The sequence below is a fragment of the Pseudoalteromonas luteoviolacea NCIMB 1944 genome (assembly GCF_001625565.1).
Classification (GTDB): domain Bacteria; phylum Pseudomonadota; class Gammaproteobacteria; order Enterobacterales; family Alteromonadaceae; genus Pseudoalteromonas; species Pseudoalteromonas luteoviolacea_F.
In genome coordinates this window covers 26,739-47,560 of sequence record NZ_AUXS01000039.1, presented here as the reverse complement: position 1 = coordinate 47,560, position 20,822 = coordinate 26,739, and the positions used below count along the sequence as shown (strand labels likewise).

Below are 20,822 nucleotides of genomic sequence, written 5' to 3'. Positions count from 1 at the left end.
ATGCCAAAAAAGAGCATGCTAACTGAGTGGACTAAAAGCGTGTGCATCCTAGTATATAAGTTAGCCAACGATGCCGTGAGATGCACCTAGGTCATTCAATTACTTCACGACTGTATCTCATTAAACAGATAGAAAGCACAAAAGCTGATGCTTTCTATCTGTTTTTATTGGTTTTTTAGACATTAAGCGTAATTCGCCGACCACTGCTGCAAAATATTTTGATAGGGTTTGATAAAGTTCTCTTCGGTAAACTTGCCTTGATCAATTGCTAAACGGCTACGCTCTTCGCGGTCATAGACAATTTGTGTCAGCGAATGGTCTTTATTCTTTAAATTTGGCTTGTAACGTGCTCCTGCTACTGCATTAGCATTATAAATTTCTGGACGATAAATTCTTTGGAACGTCCCCATGGTGCTAATTGTGCTGATCAGCTCTAGGTTTGAGTAGTCATTTAGCAAATCACCAAAAAAGTAAAATGCAAACGGTGCAACACTATTTGGTGGCATAAAGTAACGTACCTGCAAGCCCATTTTCTTGAAATATTGCTCGGTTAATGAAGACTCATTCGGTTGATACTCATAACCTAATACTGGATGTTGGTTTTCAGTTCTGTGGTACGTTTTGTTATCCGAAACACTCAGGCAAATAACCGGTAGTTTACTAAAATTGCGCTTGTATGTGTCTGAGTTTAAAAAATACTTAAACAGTTTTCCGTGCAACTCGCCAAAATTTTCCGGAACACTGAATTGCGGTTTGTCCTTGTTATGGTCCAACAGTAGTACACTGAAATCGTAGTCTCTTACGTAAGAAGAAAAGTTATTTCCAACAATACCTTCGGTGCGCTCGCCTGTTTTATTATCAATAATGTAGGTTTTTAGTACTTCAATTGACGGAAATGTTTCACCACTACCATCAATATCCATATCTACTGAGATAATTTCTAGTTCAACTGAGTAACGATCACCCTGCGGATTATCCCAATGCGCAAGCGCGTTAAAACTGTTATCAATCATTTGCAACGCGTTGCGCAAGTTAGATTGGCGACTTTCGCCTCTTGCTAAATTTGCAAAGTTCGTCGTAATACGCGTGTTATTTGACGGGTGATAGTTCTCGTCTAGGCGAAGGTTCTTGATAGTAAATGTAAAATCTTTTTTCATGATCTGGTATCCAAATGTTTTAGGTAAACCCTAAATGTAATTCCTGCTCTACTTAGGTTTGTTTCCCTAATTCAAGACCTTATTAACCTCTTCGAGCAATTATTACTAACTAGCCTAAAATTATTTTAGCAATCTAGACGTCTATAGATTTCGATGAACTATTTATACTTGGATAGCTAAGTAAATAAAAATGTTATTATTTCAAATTGAACGTGAAGAAAATTCATAACAGTAAAAATGGTAATGCTCCTTGGGAGCTAGCACCGTGGAGCATGACAAGTGTTTCACTGGGCGCATTGATCACTGGCTTCTTAGCCACTCTACTCCCGTAAGAAATTGGAATGGGAATTCGATTCGATGTCAGTGCCCCTCAATTGCGGTTAAAATGTGATACAGCGGCACGAAAAAAACGACTTAGAAGAAAAGCAAATGCCAATAAAGGCTTATTGACAACTCTTGCAGCATTCACTGGCGGGTAGTCTGCAATTGATAGGCATTGTATGTATATCTTGGTTTACCGCCTCCTTAGGCGCTAAGAGCTGCCTTTTCTAAAGATGCTACCAAACAGTACAAAGTCTAAAATGCACAAGCACCCTCAAAAAATTTTAAAAATTTTTATCTCATGAATTGCACTAGTATCGTGTTTATACATAGAACATTATTCGTAGAAAAGTTTTATAACGATAAAAATATAGCTGTTCCTAAATCGTAACTTAGCCAAATATGGTTGCTCGTTCTGAGCAAAACATCACTATTTTGGGGAATTTTTTACCATACAGAACTAAATTACTACCTTAGTGAATCGAATTGCACTAAGCGCAACACCCTTAAAATTAATATAAATAACCGTCATTTAGCTGAAATATTCAACACCTATAAATAGGACTCCGAAATATAAAGCTATATCGGAACCAAGTATATATAATCATAATCGGCTCTTTCACACTTAGTTCTAAGCCGAATTTGTTATTTAAATTTAAAAGGAATATTTAAATGAATACAAAGTTACTTTTCAGCGCTGCTATGGTATCAGCTTTAATCACTTCTTCTTTCGCATTTTCTGAAGAATTAAAAAGTGCTGGAGACATGGAATATAAGCTAGGTAATAAAGTATATAAAATCCCTTCTAGCCAATCAGATAATGTCGATAAAATACTCGAGTTAATTGACTCTAACAATGATGTCTCTGAATTCGGCGTAAACACATTCGAATTAGAAAGCGCACAAGTATCTAGTTCATCATTCAACATTCAGTCTGGAAATTTGGTTGTTTTTAGTGGTTACAGCGCTACTGATGTCAACGCGTTTGACGCAACATTCAGATTTACTTGCCCGAGCAACATGTTTTTACAACGCGTATCTAGCTACCATGCAAATTGGGCTGAGGACCGCCGTTTTAGCTTTGAATGTGCAAAGTTTAAAACCGCTTCTGGTAGTAAAGTATACCGCGGCCGCGTAAGCTGGTCTGGCTATGCAAACGAATTTGATCATGCAGTAAATTACACTTGCCGCTATGGCGAGTTTTTAGTTGGTGTTTATGCTGAGCATGAAAACTGGGCTGAAGATCGCAGATTCAAATTTGCTTGCGCAGCAATGAACGAAGGTTCTGCTTACGGCACGCAATTAGAGCCAGAACAATGTCTAGAAGATGGTCCTTCTTCACTCGACCGCCCGTGGGATTTAGGTTCTTCTCGTGGCGCTTTAATCGGTATGAAAAGCGAACATGTAAACTGGGCTGAAGACAGAAAAACGACTGTCACTTACTGTATGAGTGCAAACAGCGGCTGGTAATAAACGGTTATTCTTTATTTTTTTAAATGTTCAAGTCACGTCTAAATTTTTATTATAAATAATAATCCTAGGCGTGGCTTTTTTGTTTGCTATTTATTTTACTAAAAATGATAGGTTCGCTTACACTGCTTATATTTTATATAAAGATAAGTGTAACTTTAATGAAAAGGCACAGTGGCCTTACGGCTTAATTATTTGTTGTTGCAACCTTATTAGCTTACGAAGAGAGTTAAGTTATGACTGAAATGCCAAAAAATAACTCAAAGGGATGTTTCAAAGCGATTTAAAGACACTTCCTTGCCATACGCACTCAAAAAATAACAAACCCAATAAAATATTTAACAATTACATTTACAACACATTCGTTTTGTATGAGAATGCATCGGAGTACTTTTCAAAGCGATTTAACACAATAACAAAGGTTCAAAATGAAAAAGGCAACGCTCATCGCATTAGTAACGCTTGTTGCAATGTCCGTATCATCTGCAATTGAAGCAAGAACAACAGCATATGTTTTGTGTTATAAGACCGGTAAAGTCGCTTGGAGCGAAGAGCACTATAACCCGCACTCTGTTCAAACAGCCTATTATCGTTGTGTCGATGAAGGTGGATTACCTAAAATTGTCTATTTTTAAGATAAGAATACGTTTTTAACTTTTATTTTAATACAAGTCACCATGCCGCCTATTGGTCCAAAACCATTGTAGTTAAATAAGCCATCGATATACAATCAGGACAAATAATAACCCCTCAATTTACTGCTGCGCTAATAGAGCTTTTTCGGCTTCAATAAAACCTGTAAACAACTCCTGTCTCGCACGTTTAATTTCTGAACTTGCTAGTGCCTCTTTGATAGCTGACACATATTTCTCTTGTGTGTTAAGCGTGAGGGTTAAATATAAGCCTTTGCTTTCAAATCCCGCTTCATCAAACACAGTCAGACGTTCTAAAATCGACATATCGTAACCTAGATCTGCAAGCTTTCCCGATACTGCAAAAGTCGTTCCCACAAAGCGATTCACACGACCCTTAATTAATGCCTGTAACGCTTGTGTTGAATTGATAACTTGCAACACGTTATCTTCACGAAAGTGAGAAATTACACTCTTCATCTTGTGAGAATTTCTTTCGATCGCGACGTTAATAACTCCGTTATTAGGCTCAGCTCTAGACCGAACTTTCCAAAAATATTGTTGCCCTGTATACACTGATGTTAGCCAGATAAAACGGTTGGCTCTTTGTGGAGTTTTTGACATCGACAAGATCATCACATTTGGTCTTTGAGCATCTTTATTCATGATCCTAGCCCAAGGTTTGGCCGTAAACTTAGCGTTTAGATTTGCCGCTTTTAAGAGCTTTTTAGCGAAATAGTAAACGGGGCCATACCCTGTGCCACTCTCGTCTACCATTTGAAATGGTGGATTGTGTTCGAACACAACTTCTAAAGCTGCTACGTAACTTGAGCAAAACAGTAGAATAACTATTAAAGCATGCTTCATACATACTTTGCCTCAGTTGTTTACGTTTTTGACACGCAGGACGACTCGAGCCAATGGTCTATATCAAGGTTATACTTTTCCAGCCACTTTCTTGCAGCTTCTTGCTCTGAGTGTCCATCTACGATAACCAGCGCTGAGGCATCAGCTATCATGTTTTTTGAGAAGTTAAGCTTTCTCAACAAATTGTATACACACGGGTAGTTGCTTTGCAGTCCTGTCCAGCCAGCTTTTCTCAACCAACCTTTCTGAGGATTTCCGCAATCGTTTACTAAATTGCGGTTTTGCCCCCAGCTAGCATCAACCTCACAGGCCGGCGCGTATTTGGGAAATTGGACAAACTGCCCTGGCATATGAAGATCCGTCCAGTTTGGTGTCCAGTTTATTATCAACACAGGCTCTTTTTTTCCCCAAGCTTGCTCAAGTAACCGCCATAGCTCATTTTCATTGCTGAGTCGCTCAATGGTGAAATGTAATCCTAATGCGCGGATAAGATCCGCATCTTGATAGTCCCAATCTATCGTGTAAAAAACACCTTTAGAAGAACCAGATTGACCGGAAAAGAGCGTTGCACATCGATTTAACGCCTGCCAGTCAGGCAAGCCCGGACACAATTCTTCGACATATTTTGGATACCACCACTCTTCTCGAACCACCACATCGTGGACACCCAAGTCTACTATATAGTTGTTTTCTATCATTCTATTGAATTGCCCAGACATCGACTGTTGCCAAATTTCTATTTGAAAGTGTACGAGCCCTTTTTTCATTGCTCCCCACTGATCACTGGCAGGCATATCATGGTAAATAACATTGTAACCATACGTTTGAATCATAGTGCCAACTGCGTATGACAATACTCGCTGGCTAGTCCAGTTGTTCAGTGGAATTGAAATTTCATTTGATTTGTTATTAGCATGAGCACAACACAAAACAACACACACTAACAATAACCAATTTGTAAATTTGACAACAAAGCGCATATAAATCGATCTTCTCTATCAAACGACAAAAACTTATTAGTTTGCCTATGTGCTTCTCCCTCATGGCAGACAAACGAGTTCACTATTTCAAGTATAGATGTGATCACGACAATTAAGATCTGCAATACAATTATTTTGATTAAGTATCGATTTAGGCTTAGAGCAGTTTGATTCCCACAGCTTTCAAGTACTTTACAACTCACCAGTTACTAAACAGTGAAATAAAAGTTAAATTAAATCGTCATAGATTACTAATAGGATTCAGGGTGAAATTCACCAAAATGAGAACAAGGAGGCGATATGAAACTTCACTTTAACAAAAAGTCACTTAAACGCTTAGACAGTGCCAACAATACACTAAAACAAGGGCAGACTCCTCAGGTTGCGGGGGCTGGATACGTGTCGTACTATGCATGCTGGACAGAGCAAAAGCAGTATTGTATGACTTGGGATGCTGATTGCTACACACAGAATCGCTGCATTTAATAAACACCTTTAGGTCGAAGATAAATTGCAATCAAAAAGGTTGCCAGATACAAGGCAACCTTATATTGAAATAGCTTACAGTTGCGTGTCGCCCTTGTTATCAATCCAAAGAGGCAAAGTTCCGACTCCTTGCTTTACATATATCAACGACTATCTCCGGTGCAAAAGGCCAAGCAGTCTCGGGAACATAACCGTTGCTAAGTGCATAAGGCACGACTTCTGGCGTAATTGCACCATCAGCCACCAAAAGTGCCAAATATTCGGAAAAACTCAAAGTTGACTGAAACATACAAGGTTCAAACCATTTACTCCTACTAAGTTCAAAAAACTCATCAAATCCCATCGCAGCATTCGCATTTATAGATGACAAGGCAAGCAAACTAGATAATAAAATAATTGCAACTTTCATAATAACTCCTTTTGTTTTATTACGTATTAACAGGTATAAGCTATTTCCTGATAGCTCATTCAATAGTCAGCTTTATCTACTAAGGCAAGTTTAAAGACAATATCACTCGTAACAGGATCTTTATAAATGGCATTATCAACAATAATAAGAAATTATAATAACTTGTCACAACAGCCGACAAAGCGAACATTTTTTAACACTGACCTCACAAGCGATCAACAAAAACCAAATGAGAAATTATAATAGTTGCGATTTAAACCACAATATACTCTATAAAATTCGGCTTATAACGCCGAGATATTTGATAAAAAAGCAACTGATTATATCGAATGAAAACAGACCATAAATAATGCTTTATTCTACCAATAAACCTATCTCTAAAATAAAGTCCACAACTTGACAAAGAGCTTCAACCCTCTTACTTTGTTACCATATTAGATACGATAAATGTACTACGCCAGAGAATGGACATGGCTTCTTCTTTAGTACTCGCAGTCAATTGCGTGTTCAACTTGCCACAAAGAGAGCGGACAAAATGGATATTTCAGGTTCTAAATTGAAAGCAAATGCGGCACTACCTCCAAAAGCCTATGTGCAAAAGCACACAAACACACATCAATCAGTTTTTCATAACAACAACATTTCGATATCATCGCTAGCATCAAAGCTAAGAGGCGCACAGCAAGCCATTGATAGAAAGCAACTAAACCAATTAACTCAGAGCTGGACCCAGCAAAACAACCCAACAACTAAACATATCAGCCAGAAAGCTGTTGGATCAGCAAAAAGAGAGTTTGAAAAGTTGTCTCAGCAACAACTGGAAATCATTGCGCTCGACCCAAGCGGCACTTTTTCCGATTCAGAGAAACTAGCGGCTTATCAAATGTGGCATATGCATGATCAGAATGTTCAAACAGAATTTAAGAGAGATGCCGTTAAAATGGACAGTGATATTGACGCAAAAGCACTGTTTAAACAGTCGCTAGATACCCATTACGAGGGGTTTTCTTCACTTGGAAAATTAATGGTTTCAAACCAATACAAAGAACAAGCACTATTACAGTTTGCATCTAACATAACTCGCCTTGAGCGTGACACTACGGTAGGTTCTGCCCAGTCAAACAAGTATTATGCTCTCATGGTGGAAGATTTATTTGGTGGACATGAACCTGATGTTCGCAGCAAAGTCGATGGCATGTCTTTATCTAATTTGAACACTCACCCTTATGAATTCTTAACCAAAGAAGATAGAAACTTACTGTCGGAGATGTATCAATATGGTGAGCAAAATAACGTAGATTTTAAATTTATTCATCAATTTGCCAACGATCTGGGCAATTATAGAAAACACAATGATGGTAAACTACTGAGCAATTTTAATCAGGGCCATTTCGATGAGCATGGCCACCAGCTGACCGTGCAGTTTACACAGAAAGATCAGGCAACAATCACTGACTTACTTGCAAGTGACGCACTCTCTGCTTCATCAATTGATAAAGGGTTTATTTCATTTATCACAGAGCCCAGTACAAGTGCTTTATCCCATCAAGGCAGTTTTCAGTTTTTACAACATATGGTAGAAGTAACCGCAGAAACTGATCCAAGTATACCTGCAAGTGAATTCAGCAAATTTCACAGTCCTGCTAATGTAAGTGAACGCTATATCATGACGAAATCCGACACTGTCGTTAACAAACCTGAGCCAGATGTAGTTTGTAAAAATGGTCACTGTGAAGTGACAGATAAAGGCCGTGAGAATGGCGTTACTTTAGAGCAAAGCAGTCAAGATTTTGAATTTAGCGCAGCTCTAAACTCCACTTCAATTGATGCCCTGATACAGCAAAGAATGAACGCCAAAACCCAACAAAACGCTTGGTATAAGTGGTTAGCAAATAAATAGAAAATAGATGTGGTTTTTTGATAATTTTACATTGTCGCTTTTTGACTCAATAGTACTAGTACACCTCAGAGTATGAACACTAGCAACCTTTGAGTTTATTTAATAGGAGCTTCAATTAGCTAACAACCACCAAGCTAAACTTGACCATATAATTGTATGACAATTTCAGGTTATTTAAATTAAATTACCAACCTGATTGTTATCTAGTAGACTGGTATTAGTACAAATGTTTGCTAGGCTTGCTATATAAGGTTACCTCATTGGCATATCAAAGATATCCACGCATAGCAGGTATTTGGATGCAGCTTTCAGAATTACAAATAGACTACATAAAAGAACTTTTCAACGTCGGTTTAGGTGAGGCAATTGTTGAGCTTAACGACATGATTAATGAAGAAATTTTAATGTCAGTCCCAAGCTTTGACTTGTTTGAAAAAAATGCGATTTTTGACAAACTTCAAATTGAGTCAGGTCGTAATATCACAGCAGTCGTGTTGCCAATAAAAGGGGAGATGGAATGTAATGGCATATTGCTGTTCCCCGCCCAGCATAGTCTTAATTTGGTTCGAAAAGTTCTCAAGGAAACCAGTGGTGCAGATACCCTGACAGCTTTGGAGGTCGAATCTCTTACAGAAATATCCAGTATCATTTTAGATGCTATCATCACCTCAATCAGCGATATGATGCATGTATCAATCAGCACGGCAATGCCAACTGCCTACTCAGGCACATTTCAAGATCTCGTCGACAAGTATTATGCCGGTGATACTGTGATGTCTGTTGGTATGCACTTTGAAATTAAAGATAGTCAGGTTAGAGGGGATATTTTATTTGTACAAGACATCCGAGTTATCGAAGAGTTTTTAGAAAAGACTAACCAAATGCTGTCTGAACTGGGACTTTAATGGCGCAAGGTAACACCCCACCGGGGTATTTAATTGAGGCAATTAACCGCACTGACGTTGGCATGATTGTAATTAATTGTCGCAGCGAGATTGTCTTTATTAATGATTGGATAAAGGCGCATTGTATTGTCGAAGGCAACATCGATAGTAAGCCTATCACCGAAGTCTTTCCCGAACTTCCCTCGCGTTTGAACAGAGCTATGGAAAAAGCACTCAACCTCAGGCGCGCTGCCATATTATCGAATAAATTGAATCCTGCACCATTCCCTTTTTACCGAGACAAGCAATCAACAAAAGAGCGAACTTTAATTTCTCAAGTAGTTAAGGTTAAACCTATCAATGTTGATGGACAATTTTGCCTGATTGAAATCATAGATATATCGGAAAGCGTAAATCGGGAAACCGCCCTACATCAACTCGCCAGCGAGGCCAACCTCAAGGCCGATCAGATAGAAGCACAAGAGAAACGAATTAGAGGCATATTTGAAAGTGTCAAAGACGCAATTATCATTGTCGATGCTGGCGGTTTAATCCAAATGTTTAATCACACTGCAAATGAATTGTTAAATAGCGCTACAGGCACACTCAGTAACATAAATTTGCATCAGTTTCTCAAGGAGAAAAACCAACCATTGTCTGAGGCAAACGGAGGGGCAAACCAAATGGCTGCCATGCTGCCTCTTTGGGCAAAATATGCCGACTCAATAGAACTGGAGGTTACACCACATGGCAAAGACAGTAGCTTCTCTGCAGAGCTTTCAGTTAATACCGTTGAGCTGTCGGAACAACGACACTTTGTAGTTGTGTTACGAGATATCACGGAACGCAAACAGTATGAGCAACAACTCGAAACCATGGCTAAATTTGATGAATTAACCAGCCTGCCTAATCGCACACTGCTAATGGATAGAATTCAGTCTGCCATTGGTCGGGCACGGCGGTTTGATAATAATGTAGCGATCATATTTTTAGACCTAGACCGTTTCAAAATAATCAACGATACATTAGGTCATGACACTGGTGACAAATTATTGCAACTTGTCGCTACCCGCCTCAGTGAAGGGATCAGAGAATTAGATACTGTTGCTAGGCTGGGTGGAGATGAATTTGTCATCTTATTAGAAAACTTGGAACATAAAGAGCATGCAGCGCATGTTGCCGAAAAAATCGTGTCCGTTTTTGAATCAGCTTTTGACATTGACGGCCATCAACTTTTTGTAACGGGCAGTCTAGGTATTGCCACTTACCCAGAAAATGGCGAAACAGCATATGACTTGATCAAATGTGCTGATACCGCAATGTATGCTGTAAAAGATTCATCTCGCAATAATTACATGTTCTTTTCAGAAAAAATGAATGAGAATGCCAAGAAACGTTTGGAGCTTGAAGCTGAATTAAGGGTCGCACTTAAGGAACAACAGTTTTCCATCGTATTGCAACCGCAACTATCACCAGATAACAAGATATTGCACGGAGCAGAGGTACTCGTGCGATGGTACCATCCTACCAAAGGCTTTATTTCACCCGTGGACTTTATCCCAATCGCTGAAGACAGTGGTTTTATTGAACAAATATTCGATACCGTGCTCACACAAGCATGTCAATTTTTAGCAGAGTATAAGCAAATACTTCCACCACACTTTCGAATGGGTGTGAATATTTCACCCAGGCAATTTTCAAGCGAGACTTTCACCCAACGCTTTATGACCGTGCTTGAGCGCTATCAATTAGAAACACGCTACTTCGAACTTGAATTAACCGAAGGCATGTTAATGAAACAAACCGATAAAACCATTGCACTATTGCGCAGCTTGGTTGAAAAAGGCTTTGTCATTTCGATTGATGATTTTGGTACGGGTTATTCTTCCTTAGCATACCTGACTCGCTTTCCCTTACATACACTAAAGATAGACAGAAGTTTTATTGTTGATTTACCGGATGATGAAGAAGCCGCTTTGGTATGTAAAAGCATTATTGGTCTTGCCAAAAACCTCGGACTTATATTGATTGCAGAAGGCGTAGAAACACAGCAACAAAATGATTTCTTAGCTGCTGAAAACTGTGACGTAATACAAGGCTACTACTTTGCCAAGCCTATGCCAGTCGACGAGTTTGTGAATTGGTTCGACACGCTAAATGGAGAAGAAGATTAAAAACACTGCAAACTTAAACCGTTTTCCTAACGAAAGCCGGGATTTATCCTAAACTAAATAATATAAATAAAACGGGAGAGCCTAAATGAAAGCACTGGTTGTTGACGATAGCTTAGTAGCCCGAGCACAAATAAAAAAAGTCTTGAAAGAAGAGTACCCTGATATAGTAATTGATGAAGCTAAGTGTGCTGCGGATGCAATTACTCTGCTAACCGAAACTGATTACGACATTTTCACCATTGACTTTAATATGCCCGGTGGCACCGGCGATGAAGTCATTGTAAAGGCAAAAGAAAAATGCCCTGATGCAAAAATTGCTTTACTTACTGCGAATAAACAGCTGCCTATGAAAGATAAGTGCCAAGAATGGGGTGTAAAGTTACTTGAAAAGCCACACTTTAAAAATGCTTTGCTCGACTTTCTACTACACTGACAACACCAAAACCAAAAAATACAGTGATATCATTTGAACGATCTTTATCTCTTAAATGAAGTTGCAAACTATCTTCAGATAAATACAAGTAGAAAGAGATCGTTCTAATCAAGTTAAAACATCAGTTTCTCAAACCCAATTTAGTGATCACCTTAGTAAATACGCTAGTAAACAGACACACAATTTCTTCCCTTGTCTTTTGAGTCATATAAAGCTGAGTCAGCTTGGTCAAATAAATCCGTTAGATTTTGACCTGGGTTAGTCAACTGAGTGACTCCAAAGCTTGCAGTACAATTGATACAAACACTTCCGTAGCAAATGGGTTCTGCTTCTATCTTTTCACGTATAGAATTCAACTTATCGATAGCTGATGACAGATCCGTACCTTGTAAAATCAGTGCAAATTCCTCGCCTCCATATCGGCCAATGATATCGCTTTCTCGTGTGTTTTCAGCTAATAACTTTGCGACGACTTGAAGTGCAGCATCTCCATGACTGTGCCCATAGTTGTCATTTACCTTTTTGAAATGATCGATATCCATTAATGCGACACAAAATGGTAATTTATGCCGTTTTACGGCACAAAGTGCCCTATCTCCCTCGATGAAAAGCTTGGTTCGATTAGAGAGCCCTGTCAGTCCATCTGTCGTCGCCATTGTTTTGAGCTTTTTCTCGAATTTATAGCGGTCATTATCAAATGTAATGGCGATCAAGATTAACACCAGCATTGCAAGTAATTCGTACAGGATTTGCAATACACCTTTATGGGTGTCTTCTAGCGCAATTAGCTGTTGGATCGGCTGGTGGTACTCAATAAAAAAATAACAGCTACAACAAAGCACAGACAGCAATATTTTTGTGCTTCTTCGACTTCCTTCTAGTAACAACCACGGCATGGGTAACAAGGTTAAAAAGGTATTTTGAACACCGACTTCATTTCCAACAACCCCATAAGCCTGAATAAAAATAAAGCTGATAACGCTGAGAAATAACATTAATCCCGCGATGTAATGATTCCTATAATATTGCAATACAAGCGCTGAGCAGCAGGCTACCACTAACAGCATGTTCATAAGTACTGCAGTTAAGGATTGATAGAAAAAAACAAAGAGACAGGCATCGAGTAAAACGATAGAACAAGATAAAAGTGCAAAAGTATTACACACTCGTATTTTGTGTGCATTGTAGTCATCGCCATCACAACCAATGTTGATAACCCTCTTAAACACAGACTTAAGACGTTTATACATAAGGAAATTTACCAAAGCCGGACATGCTTAGTATAGGTGAATATGACCAGGTTGAGCATATTTGATAGCGGAAATTTAACTAACCCCCTTAACAATAGGCAATTTCAGGGCCTTGCTTAATACACAACAATCTCTAAAATACCGTGCAATAGTTTGTTGAACAATGCATTTTCAGTTATTTCGATACTAGCGATTTTGCTTGCCAGTTGCCCTTTCAACTCGTTTGATCAAAACTCATATTCTTTCAAAGTAAATATTAAGGCGAGAGATAGCATAACGGTTAAAGGTGCCAATTTGGTATCAACCGGCATAACAGAAGGAACATTTAGTTTTAGCGCTCTCCTGGCCAATGCTTACAATTACAATCTCCACTCAAAGGAAGAGTCCGCAAATTTTGATGAAGTAAGCTTTGGGATGCAACATGTTGTTTGTCGACAACGCTCCCTCCCCTCTAGCTATATTCAAAAAAGGAAGTAGCTTGTCAATGTCCTGTATCCAAAGTTTCAGCGCATTTCACGGTAGCTACAAATTAATGCTTCAGATATTAAAGGGTGCTTAGCTTATAAAGCACCCTTTCAAAACTTGTCAAAAATCTATTCATTACAAAACCGACTATGTTCGACACTGGTTTTGCTCAATCATAGTCCCTATAACGCTTACTATATGAGTAAATTAAACAAACAAGTAGCAATAGTAAAAGTACTGACATGCTACCACCACCACCGCCCGAGTCACTGCCAGTAGCAGTGTTGCTATTGGTATTACTGATATTGTTGACTGTTACACTGACTTCTCGACTTTGAGTTAAATGGCCGTCTGAGACTTCAACCATAAACTCTAACAGTGCTTGTTGTTCGACATTAGGGGCTGTAAATGTAGCCGTTGCAGTGTTGCCATTGTTCAAAGTCACAGTGGCGCCTGATGTTTGAGTCCAAACAAACAACAATGTATCGCCATCAGGATCGCTTGAACCTGATGCACTTAGCGTAACCAACTCGCCTTCATTGACAGTTATATTGGACTCAGCGACCTCTGCCACTGGTGCATTGTTTGGTATCGCTTCGATTCGTAGCACTTTACCTGTTGCCCCCTGTGGCGTACCTGTTTCATTAGTCAATACCAGCACGTCACCGCTGTTAAGCTTAACAAATCCAAGTAACTTTTCGCCGTCCATGCCCGCTTCGATTGGTATTTCGGCGATCAGATCTGACGTCGATGTATATAATAGTCTGCCTCTATCTAGATCTGGTGTTCGATAGTCTCCAAATACAAATTTTCCTTTTAATACTTCAATATTACCTTCATATACAGCGCCACAGATCACCGCAACCCCTTCGTCTCGATCGTATTGCCAATTTGGATCAACAAGCTCAGACGGCAAACTTGCAAGATTGGGATCATACACAAATCCACTGTCGCTGCCGTTATTGTCAAAAGCAAACGATCCTTCTTTTAAAGGCCAGCCCAAATTTTCTCCGCCAGTCACTAAGGTGACTTCTTCAATTTTATTTTGGCCGACATCACACACATATACTTGATCATTATGCGCAACAATACGGTACGGATTTCTAACTCCTATGACCCATATTTCATCCAGTACATCATTACTATCAATGAACGGATTGTTCGCTGGAATACCGTATTTGCCATTTTCGGCGTTGTTGCCGAGGGGATCTATCCGTAATAACTTACCGAGTGGTGTTTGAGTGTCTTGACCATTTCCACCGTCACTGTGTCCATTCCCTTGATCATCCGCTGCGCCTCCATCGCCCAGCGAAATCAATAACATGTTTTCACTATCAAATATAAGAGTACCACCATTATGGTTACTTTGAGGCTGTGCAATACGCATTATCTCCGTCGCAGAATCACTATTTATATTGACACCCATATCCGGATCCAATGTCGCCTGCCAGCGATTGATCACTGTGTGATGGTCTACGCTACCAGAGAAAGAAAAATCAACGCTTCCCGCGGCGGGCTCTGACGTATAGGTATACAGTAGTCCATTGCTGTTAAAGTTTGGATGAAATGCGACTCCTAAAAATCCGCGCTCATCAAAATTAGGGTTAATCTCGACTAGTCTATCTGTTACGGTTAAAACTTGACTCAGCTGATTATTGCTAAGGTTTAAACTGTATAAAATACCCACTTGATCAACGATATATACGAAATTATCTTGTCCATTTATCGTCGCACCGGTCACAGGTGAAGTTAGGGTGCCCGATACCAATGGAATCAAATTTGCCTTCAACGCCCCCTCCTCAATCATAGCGGGAATGGGATCTGTGATGGGAGTAGGTTCGGTGCTTTGCTCTGCCATTGCCGTGTATTCAAAATCTTCCATGGCAGCTAAATCGCTCGCATTGTTGGTAAACTCAACTTTGGCTATACCACTGTCTCGGCGCAACGATACTTGGCTCCAATCGCTGCTATTTGCTTCAACTCTTAATAGCTCATTGTCATCCGCATCTAACAGTCTAACAAACGCGTTACCCGTCGATTGCCCGCGAATGTAAAATAATAGTTCGACAGCTGGCGTACCAAACGATATCGTTGCCGTCGTATTGCGTACCATAAATGCCCTACTACCACTTCGATATAATGAGGAAATCCCTGCGATCCTCACTTCGCCACCGCTAAAGGTAACTGTTTTGGGCTGAGTTCCCAAAGTAAAGGTTCCTGAAGTTTGGTCAGTTGGAAAGGTGGTTGAGACATCTGCAGCATATAGCTTGGGTACAAACAACACCCAGCAACAGAGCATGAATCGGATCAGACTATACATGACATGATACCTTTACTATGAGGTGTGATAAGTAGACCAAAATATAGTCAATTTAATTTCGATTTATAGAATAATTTTTGTCTTTTATTTTCTTGTTGAAACTCTCTTCCTTCGTTAGGAGAAATAGACCGGTTGGTCAGCACGTTAGACCTTCGGTCACTGTGTCAGCATGCCGCTAAACATTATGTTAAATATTGCCCATAAACATACTCATCTTTATTTCCTTCTCCTTGCAGAAGAGCCATTGTCAGTGATTATTTAGAGGAGGCTTTTAACTCGGCTTCAAGCTGCTTTCTATTTTTGTGAAGTTCTAAGCGCAACACACCTTCAATAGCACCAGAGAATAAACCAAAGTGCCCCTGTTCATCTGCTTTGAATGTGCCTTTAATTAGTACGTATTTGTCACTTAAACCCTCACCGCGCTTACTTGTAACATCTATCCAGATTGCATTTTTCGTAATCATTTGATCAAAATCCAACTTGCTGGCATAGACAGCATTTCCTTCATGTTCAATATTTAAGAATCCAACAAACTGCACATGTCTATTATGGTACTTAGCAGGATTAGATAATAAGGCGTAAATAGAAACAGAATCGAAGCTTTGGTTTAAAGTGGACACACCAAGCTCACTAGATTTTAACGGCTGGCTAATTAAAACGAGCAAAGAAATGAGTAAAAGCTTTATATGTTTTATATGCATAATGCATCCCTATTGGAGTAGATTATTTTAAACCCCACAAATCAAAAACGTCCCAGAATAAAAGCAAGCTTCGTTGAGATCAACCCTCCACTATTTACGTTGAGTCATCCAAACTGTATTTTTGGCCACTCTGTTGATTGTTAAATAGAAAATAAACTTGAAAAAAAAATGTTATTTTAGGAGTATGAGCTTTACATTGAATTCACCCTTGGTAATGAGATGAAAGGATTTCTTAGTGATACCCCAGTTTCAAGTTTAGAAAATTGGCCTGAATTGCAAGGCTTCGCAAATTACCTTGCAGAAAATCTGAACAAACTCGATGACTTTGAGCAAAGTCATCAAAACACAGAACTCATCAACACAGCGCCCATCTTGCTTAGTGGTGACTGGGGATCAGGTAAAACCAGTTTATTAATGTGCTTAAAAAAAGAGCTCAATGACAAAAATGTTGTTTGGCTTGACGCTTGGCGTTATGAAGCAGAAAGCAGCTTAATGACCGCACTGCTGCACTGTATTTGGAACAGCCAGCCAGAAAAGAATAAAGTGAATCAGCAAGCCTTAGATGCATTTATGGCTGTACTTAAAACCGCTGCATCTTTGGGTGTCAGAGGGATGCTTGGTGCCATCGGAATTAAAGGTAACCTGACTGATATTCAAAAAGACTTCGACACAATTAGCCAAGTTAAAACACAGCCTCCTTCGAAAACTCAGACAGATTTACTCACCGAGCAATTTGAAGAGTTAATTAATACCCTTTGGAAAGATAATAAGCCAATTATCATCATTGATGATTTGGACAGGTGTTCACCGCAAAGCGCTGTTGAATTACTAGATCAAATACGGCTATTGGTAAGCAGTCATACACATACAGGGTGTCGCTTTGTAGTCGCAATGGACAAGGTCACCTTGCAACAAGCTATCAGAAGCAAATTTTCATCGCTTTCAAGCTATGATAGCCAAAGGTACTTAGAGAAACTCTTTCCGATCATGCTGCAAATTCCGCGATTCTCTTTGGCTACACATAATACATTGTATCAAGAGCTATTGAGCCAAGGCGGATATCACGATGATCAAGATAACCCTGATAGCGGACTGCGATTTGATGAAAAGTGGAAAGACGTTTTTTCAACGCCTTGTTTTGCAAATTTAAGGCTAATAAAACGCTGTTTAAACACCTATCAATGGCTTATGTCTAATGAGCCGGAAAGCCACACCCCCTCCTTTGACACGGCACTTCTTATGGAATGGCTTGCCGCCATCAACCGCTGGCCGACTCTCAGGGACTATTTACATGCCAAGTCTAACGTTTTTTGGGAGCAAGTGGAAAACGCTCTACAACACGATAGTGTCCGCTCAGAAAATCAAGACGCAACAGTAGATGAACTATTAGAACAGCCCTATATTCGAGAGTTTTTTAACGAAAGCCCAACCAAAGGCGGCGCCAGATACGAATACAGGCTTCAGACTCGAATTCAAGACTATAAAGTTCTCGATGAATTTATCAGTAGTAAGGGTATTTAAATGCTAGAGGATAATAGACATGACGTCTGGGCCTTGCTCAGTCCAGATAAACTAGAAGACACATTAAGCCAACTCACTGATAACCTATGCTACAAGCTTGGCGCTGATTATTGGCGTATTTTTGGCATTGATTTTTCAAACAAAAATGGGCCCTACGTCAAACTCAAATGCGCAGCGAAAGAAAAGCAAGATACACAAGCAACTAGGCGCTACCTGTGCGATGAGCAAGAACCTCATTTAACCGCTCGTTTGGTCGAGCACCAAAAGTGGGTCATTGCCGAGCGCGCTAAGCACAGTGATAGCTGGCGTTGCACAACCGGCGACCTCGCAACTAGACCCGTAAAAACTTCGGGGTATGGCGACCCTGAATCAATTCCTACCACACGCATTGAGTGTGGCGAGTTAAACAATAAAGATAAATGCAGACTATTTTGGCCTCTTCATAACTTAGAGCAAAAGTTAATTGGCTTTATCTGCTTTTACATTGGTGAAGACAATGCTAAAGACAGGTTCTTGCTCTGTGATATAGCCAAATATCAAAGTGATTTTGCGCACATCAATATTGCCTACGAACATTCTCGGGCACTCAAACGCAAAGATGTTGCAGAAAATGCATATAAGGACCTCATTGGCTTACCAAGAGTAAAAAAAACATTCTTTGAAACGCTCTCATTACTACTAGAGCATATTGGTGAATTCATCCAAGCATACTCTCTTAACCTAATGGAGTACGACGCCGACAAAAAGCGTTTGTACACTATAAGCCATTGGAGCTGCGACGGCTCAACACAACAACAGATCTCAGATATTTATATTGATTCAATCGAACAGGAAGAGATACAAAACCTCCTGATTGAAGACTTGGGTATATCTCAAACTAAGCAATCTGAATTACTACTTCGTGCCTGTTTTAAAATGTGGGAGCCCGAAAAACGTAACGATGTCAGCAAATACATCAAAAACAGTTCACTCTGGTTAGCTGTGTTTGATAAAGCCTATCAACCTCACTTTAATGCATTACACAGATGGCGAGGCTCTGCTGCAAGGGAAAAATCTGAGACCTTTATACAAGCATCGGGTAAGCGATTTTATGAGTACTTCAAAGATTACCAAAGTTATTGTGTACAAAAGTTCAGCAGCGAGTTACATGATTTCGCACAAAACCAAGAACAAGACCTCGAATCTTTGCACTCAAGAACCCTAGATCAACTCTGCAAGTATACTGGTGCAGAAGCTGCACTGCTCTATGAACCGGTTAAATCAGGCAAAGTAACACAAGCGCGCTGTCAAAGTGGAAATGACATACATAACTTAATCGATTTTGGTGTTGCGCAAGGATCTACATCAGCTTATTTAATCAATAAATGTGAAGCCTGCCTTATCCCAAAAACAGACGAAGATGCTGGTCGTAGTCTTGACAAAAGCAAATTAGATAGCCTGAGCCATGAGTTGGGCTGGAAGCAAATTCGTTCTTGGCTATATCATCCCCTATTTTTTGAACCAAAGATCAAGTCTACTCAAAGTGATGTTGCTCTGATTGGCATGATAAAACTTCTTACTCAAACCAGAGTTATTGGATTATTTCAACAGCAACTAGCAGACAAGCTGCTGGCCGCCACAGCTATTCAATGGTGTGAATTTCAGCAGCATCATTTGTTTGCAAAGTTGCCTGAGGTTATGGACGAGTTAATGCAGCTCTCTGGGCAGGACCTCAATTACAGTCTTATAAAACGAACAAAACACTTGGTCGATACCTATATCCGACGAGACTGTCACGTAGAGCTTATGGTGAATAATGAAATGGGCCAGCTAATATTGTCAGGCTCTTCCAAACAGACCCAGCAAATGACATCTGCCGATTACATTAAAACAGTTAAATACTTGGAACGTATATTCCCCAGCGACAATAACTATTTTCTTATTAAGCCAAAAAAGAATGCTTTTCAAAGAGCAAATGGCAAATTAATCGCACTGGGTATGCACAGTATGGTCACCCGTATCGCTATCCATGGTAGCCAGCTTGTTCACGGCTTTTTAGTTGTTACATCACACAATCGCGCTTTCACACAATGGGAAGCGGAGCAAGTATACCGAATAGTCAGAGAGCTATCGCAGGTGATTTACCACGAGGCAATGCGAATTCAATGGCGATCCGATATGGGGGTTTTTCGCCATGCTATTTTGGCCCCTTCGCAGGGGTTGGTGTCCAGAGCAAAAGGCTTTGCGCATTTGATCCTCAAGCATACACCCGATGACAAAGCCGTTAAAAAACAGCTTAGGTTATTAAAAAGAGACGAGTTTCTAGTAAAAAGTTGGCAAGAGTTTCAACGTGTGCTGATGGATCAACAGATAGAGCTCGATAGAAAAGAAACAGATCTCAGAGAGTGTTTTGAGCGCTGGATAGACAGATACCGAGACTGGGCGACGGACAAAGGCGCTGAGATTGAATTTGAATATACTGCACCAGATCAGTTCACTTTTGATGAACTAAGCTTGGACATTGCCATTGGCAATTTACTGGATAACGCAGTTAAGTACACCCTTGCAAACCATAATATTTTTGTTAGGGTCACGACGATTAAATATAAGTTAATTATAGAGATAAGTAACGTAAGTCATGCATTAAGCGACTACCAGTTAAAGCAAGTTATGCGTTTTGGCGAGCGTGATAACATGCACAGAAATATCAGCGGGCAAGGTATAGGTTTGCCATTGGCTACATCGCTTATCAACGCTCACCCTGACGGTCAACTCACCCTAAAAAGCACACCATTGAGAAGCGATAACAATAAGGCGGTAGTAACTGCCCAAGCCACTTTTTTACATTATTGGCGCGGATAACAATTTAAGGA

Annotated in this window: 17 protein-coding genes; 10 read left to right on the top strand and 7 right to left on the bottom strand. The window is 39.8% G+C overall.

What is annotated here, in order from left to right:
• Nucleotides 1-182: 182 nt before the first annotated feature.
• On the bottom strand, nt 183-1,157 hold the full coding sequence (locus tag N483_RS14485) for a DUF1852 domain-containing protein (RefSeq protein WP_023397520.1): 975 nt from the start codon (nt 1,155-1,157) through the stop codon (nt 183-185).
• Nucleotides 1,158-1,498: 341 nt separating this feature from the next.
• Between N483_RS14485 and N483_RS27285 the strand changes: the two genes are divergently transcribed.
• The 3 genes from N483_RS27285 (at nt 1,499) to N483_RS14475 (ending at nt 3,583) form a co-directional block, all read left to right on the top strand.
• A complete protein-coding gene (locus tag N483_RS27285) occupies nt 1,499-1,636 on the top strand; it encodes a hypothetical protein (RefSeq protein WP_196764410.1) in 138 nt (45 codons plus the stop codon).
• A gap of 514 nt (nt 1,637-2,150) precedes the next feature.
• Nucleotides 2,151-2,948, top strand: a complete 798-nt coding sequence (locus N483_RS14480) for a dermatopontin-like protein (protein ID WP_023397519.1) — start codon at nt 2,151-2,153, stop codon at nt 2,946-2,948.
• A gap of 428 nt (nt 2,949-3,376) precedes the next feature.
• Nucleotides 3,377-3,583 carry a hypothetical protein gene (locus N483_RS14475; RefSeq protein ID WP_023397518.1) on the top strand — a complete coding sequence of 69 codons (207 nt, stop codon included), beginning with the start codon at nt 3,377-3,379 and terminating at the stop codon, nt 3,581-3,583.
• A gap of 120 nt (nt 3,584-3,703) precedes the next feature.
• Here the strand turns inward: N483_RS14475 and N483_RS14470 are convergent, their stop codons facing one another.
• Together N483_RS14470 and N483_RS14465 are read right to left on the bottom strand one after the other, a co-directional pair.
• Nucleotides 3,704-4,447 carry a substrate-binding periplasmic protein gene (locus N483_RS14470; RefSeq protein ID WP_023397517.1) on the bottom strand — a complete coding sequence of 248 codons (744 nt, stop codon included), beginning with the start codon at nt 4,445-4,447 and terminating at the stop codon, nt 3,704-3,706.
• A 20-nt stretch (nt 4,448-4,467) separates the two neighbouring features.
• Nucleotides 4,468-5,427: an ABC transporter substrate-binding protein gene (locus N483_RS14465; RefSeq protein WP_023397516.1), complete on the bottom strand. Its 960-nt coding sequence runs from the start codon at nt 5,425-5,427 to the stop codon at nt 4,468-4,470.
• Between the two features lie 300 nt (nt 5,428-5,727).
• On the opposite strand from N483_RS14465, the gene N483_RS14460 reads away from it, so the two are divergent.
• A complete protein-coding gene (locus N483_RS14460; protein ID WP_023397515.1) occupies nt 5,728-5,913 on the top strand; it encodes a hypothetical protein in 186 nt (61 codons plus the stop codon).
• 100 nt (nt 5,914-6,013) lie between these two features.
• On the opposite strand, the gene N483_RS14455 is transcribed toward N483_RS14460, so the two are convergent.
• A complete protein-coding gene (locus N483_RS14455) occupies nt 6,014-6,322 on the bottom strand; it encodes a hypothetical protein (RefSeq protein ID WP_023397514.1) in 309 nt (102 codons plus the stop codon).
• Between the two features lie 535 nt (nt 6,323-6,857).
• On the opposite strand from N483_RS14455, the gene N483_RS14450 reads away from it, so the two are divergent.
• From N483_RS14450 to N483_RS14435, 4 genes are all read left to right on the top strand, one after another.
• The gene (locus N483_RS14450) at nt 6,858-8,222 is read left to right on the top strand and encodes a hypothetical protein (protein ID WP_023397512.1); all 1,365 of its coding nucleotides are present in this window, start codon (nt 6,858-6,860) and stop codon (nt 8,220-8,222) included.
• Between the two features lie 299 nt (nt 8,223-8,521).
• On the top strand, nt 8,522-9,127 hold the full coding sequence (locus N483_RS14445) for a hypothetical protein (RefSeq protein ID WP_023397511.1): 606 nt from the start codon (nt 8,522-8,524) through the stop codon (nt 9,125-9,127).
• Nucleotides 9,127-11,280 (top strand): putative bifunctional diguanylate cyclase/phosphodiesterase, encoded by a 2,154-nt coding sequence (locus N483_RS14440; RefSeq protein ID WP_023397510.1) that lies wholly within the window; start codon nt 9,127-9,129, stop codon nt 11,278-11,280. The genes N483_RS14445 and N483_RS14440 overlap by 1 nt, the downstream gene beginning before the upstream one ends.
• Before the next feature lie 85 nt (nt 11,281-11,365).
• On the top strand, nt 11,366-11,713 hold the full coding sequence (locus N483_RS14435) for a response regulator transcription factor (RefSeq protein ID WP_023397509.1): 348 nt from the start codon (nt 11,366-11,368) through the stop codon (nt 11,711-11,713).
• Between the two features lie 164 nt (nt 11,714-11,877).
• Here the strand turns inward: N483_RS14435 and N483_RS14430 are convergent, their stop codons facing one another.
• From N483_RS14430 to N483_RS14420, 3 genes are all read right to left on the bottom strand, one after another.
• Nucleotides 11,878-12,963: a GGDEF domain-containing protein gene (locus N483_RS14430; RefSeq protein WP_023397508.1), complete on the bottom strand. Its 1,086-nt coding sequence runs from the start codon at nt 12,961-12,963 to the stop codon at nt 11,878-11,880.
• A gap of 634 nt (nt 12,964-13,597) precedes the next feature.
• Nucleotides 13,598-15,748: a PQQ-dependent sugar dehydrogenase gene (locus tag N483_RS14425; RefSeq protein ID WP_023397507.1), complete on the bottom strand. Its 2,151-nt coding sequence runs from the start codon at nt 15,746-15,748 to the stop codon at nt 13,598-13,600.
• A 254-nt stretch (nt 15,749-16,002) separates the two neighbouring features.
• A complete protein-coding gene (locus N483_RS14420) occupies nt 16,003-16,449 on the bottom strand; it encodes a hypothetical protein (protein ID WP_023397506.1) in 447 nt (148 codons plus the stop codon).
• Nucleotides 16,450-16,668: 219 nt separating this feature from the next.
• On the opposite strand from N483_RS14420, the gene N483_RS14415 reads away from it, so the two are divergent.
• Together N483_RS14415 and N483_RS14410 are read left to right on the top strand one after the other, a co-directional pair.
• Nucleotides 16,669-17,970 (top strand): KAP family P-loop NTPase fold protein, encoded by a 1,302-nt coding sequence (locus N483_RS14415; protein WP_023397505.1) that lies wholly within the window; start codon nt 16,669-16,671, stop codon nt 17,968-17,970.
• Nucleotides 17,971-20,811, top strand: a complete 2,841-nt coding sequence (locus tag N483_RS14410; RefSeq protein ID WP_023397504.1) for a sensor histidine kinase — start codon at nt 17,971-17,973, stop codon at nt 20,809-20,811.
• Nucleotides 20,812-20,822: the final 11 nt, after the last annotated feature.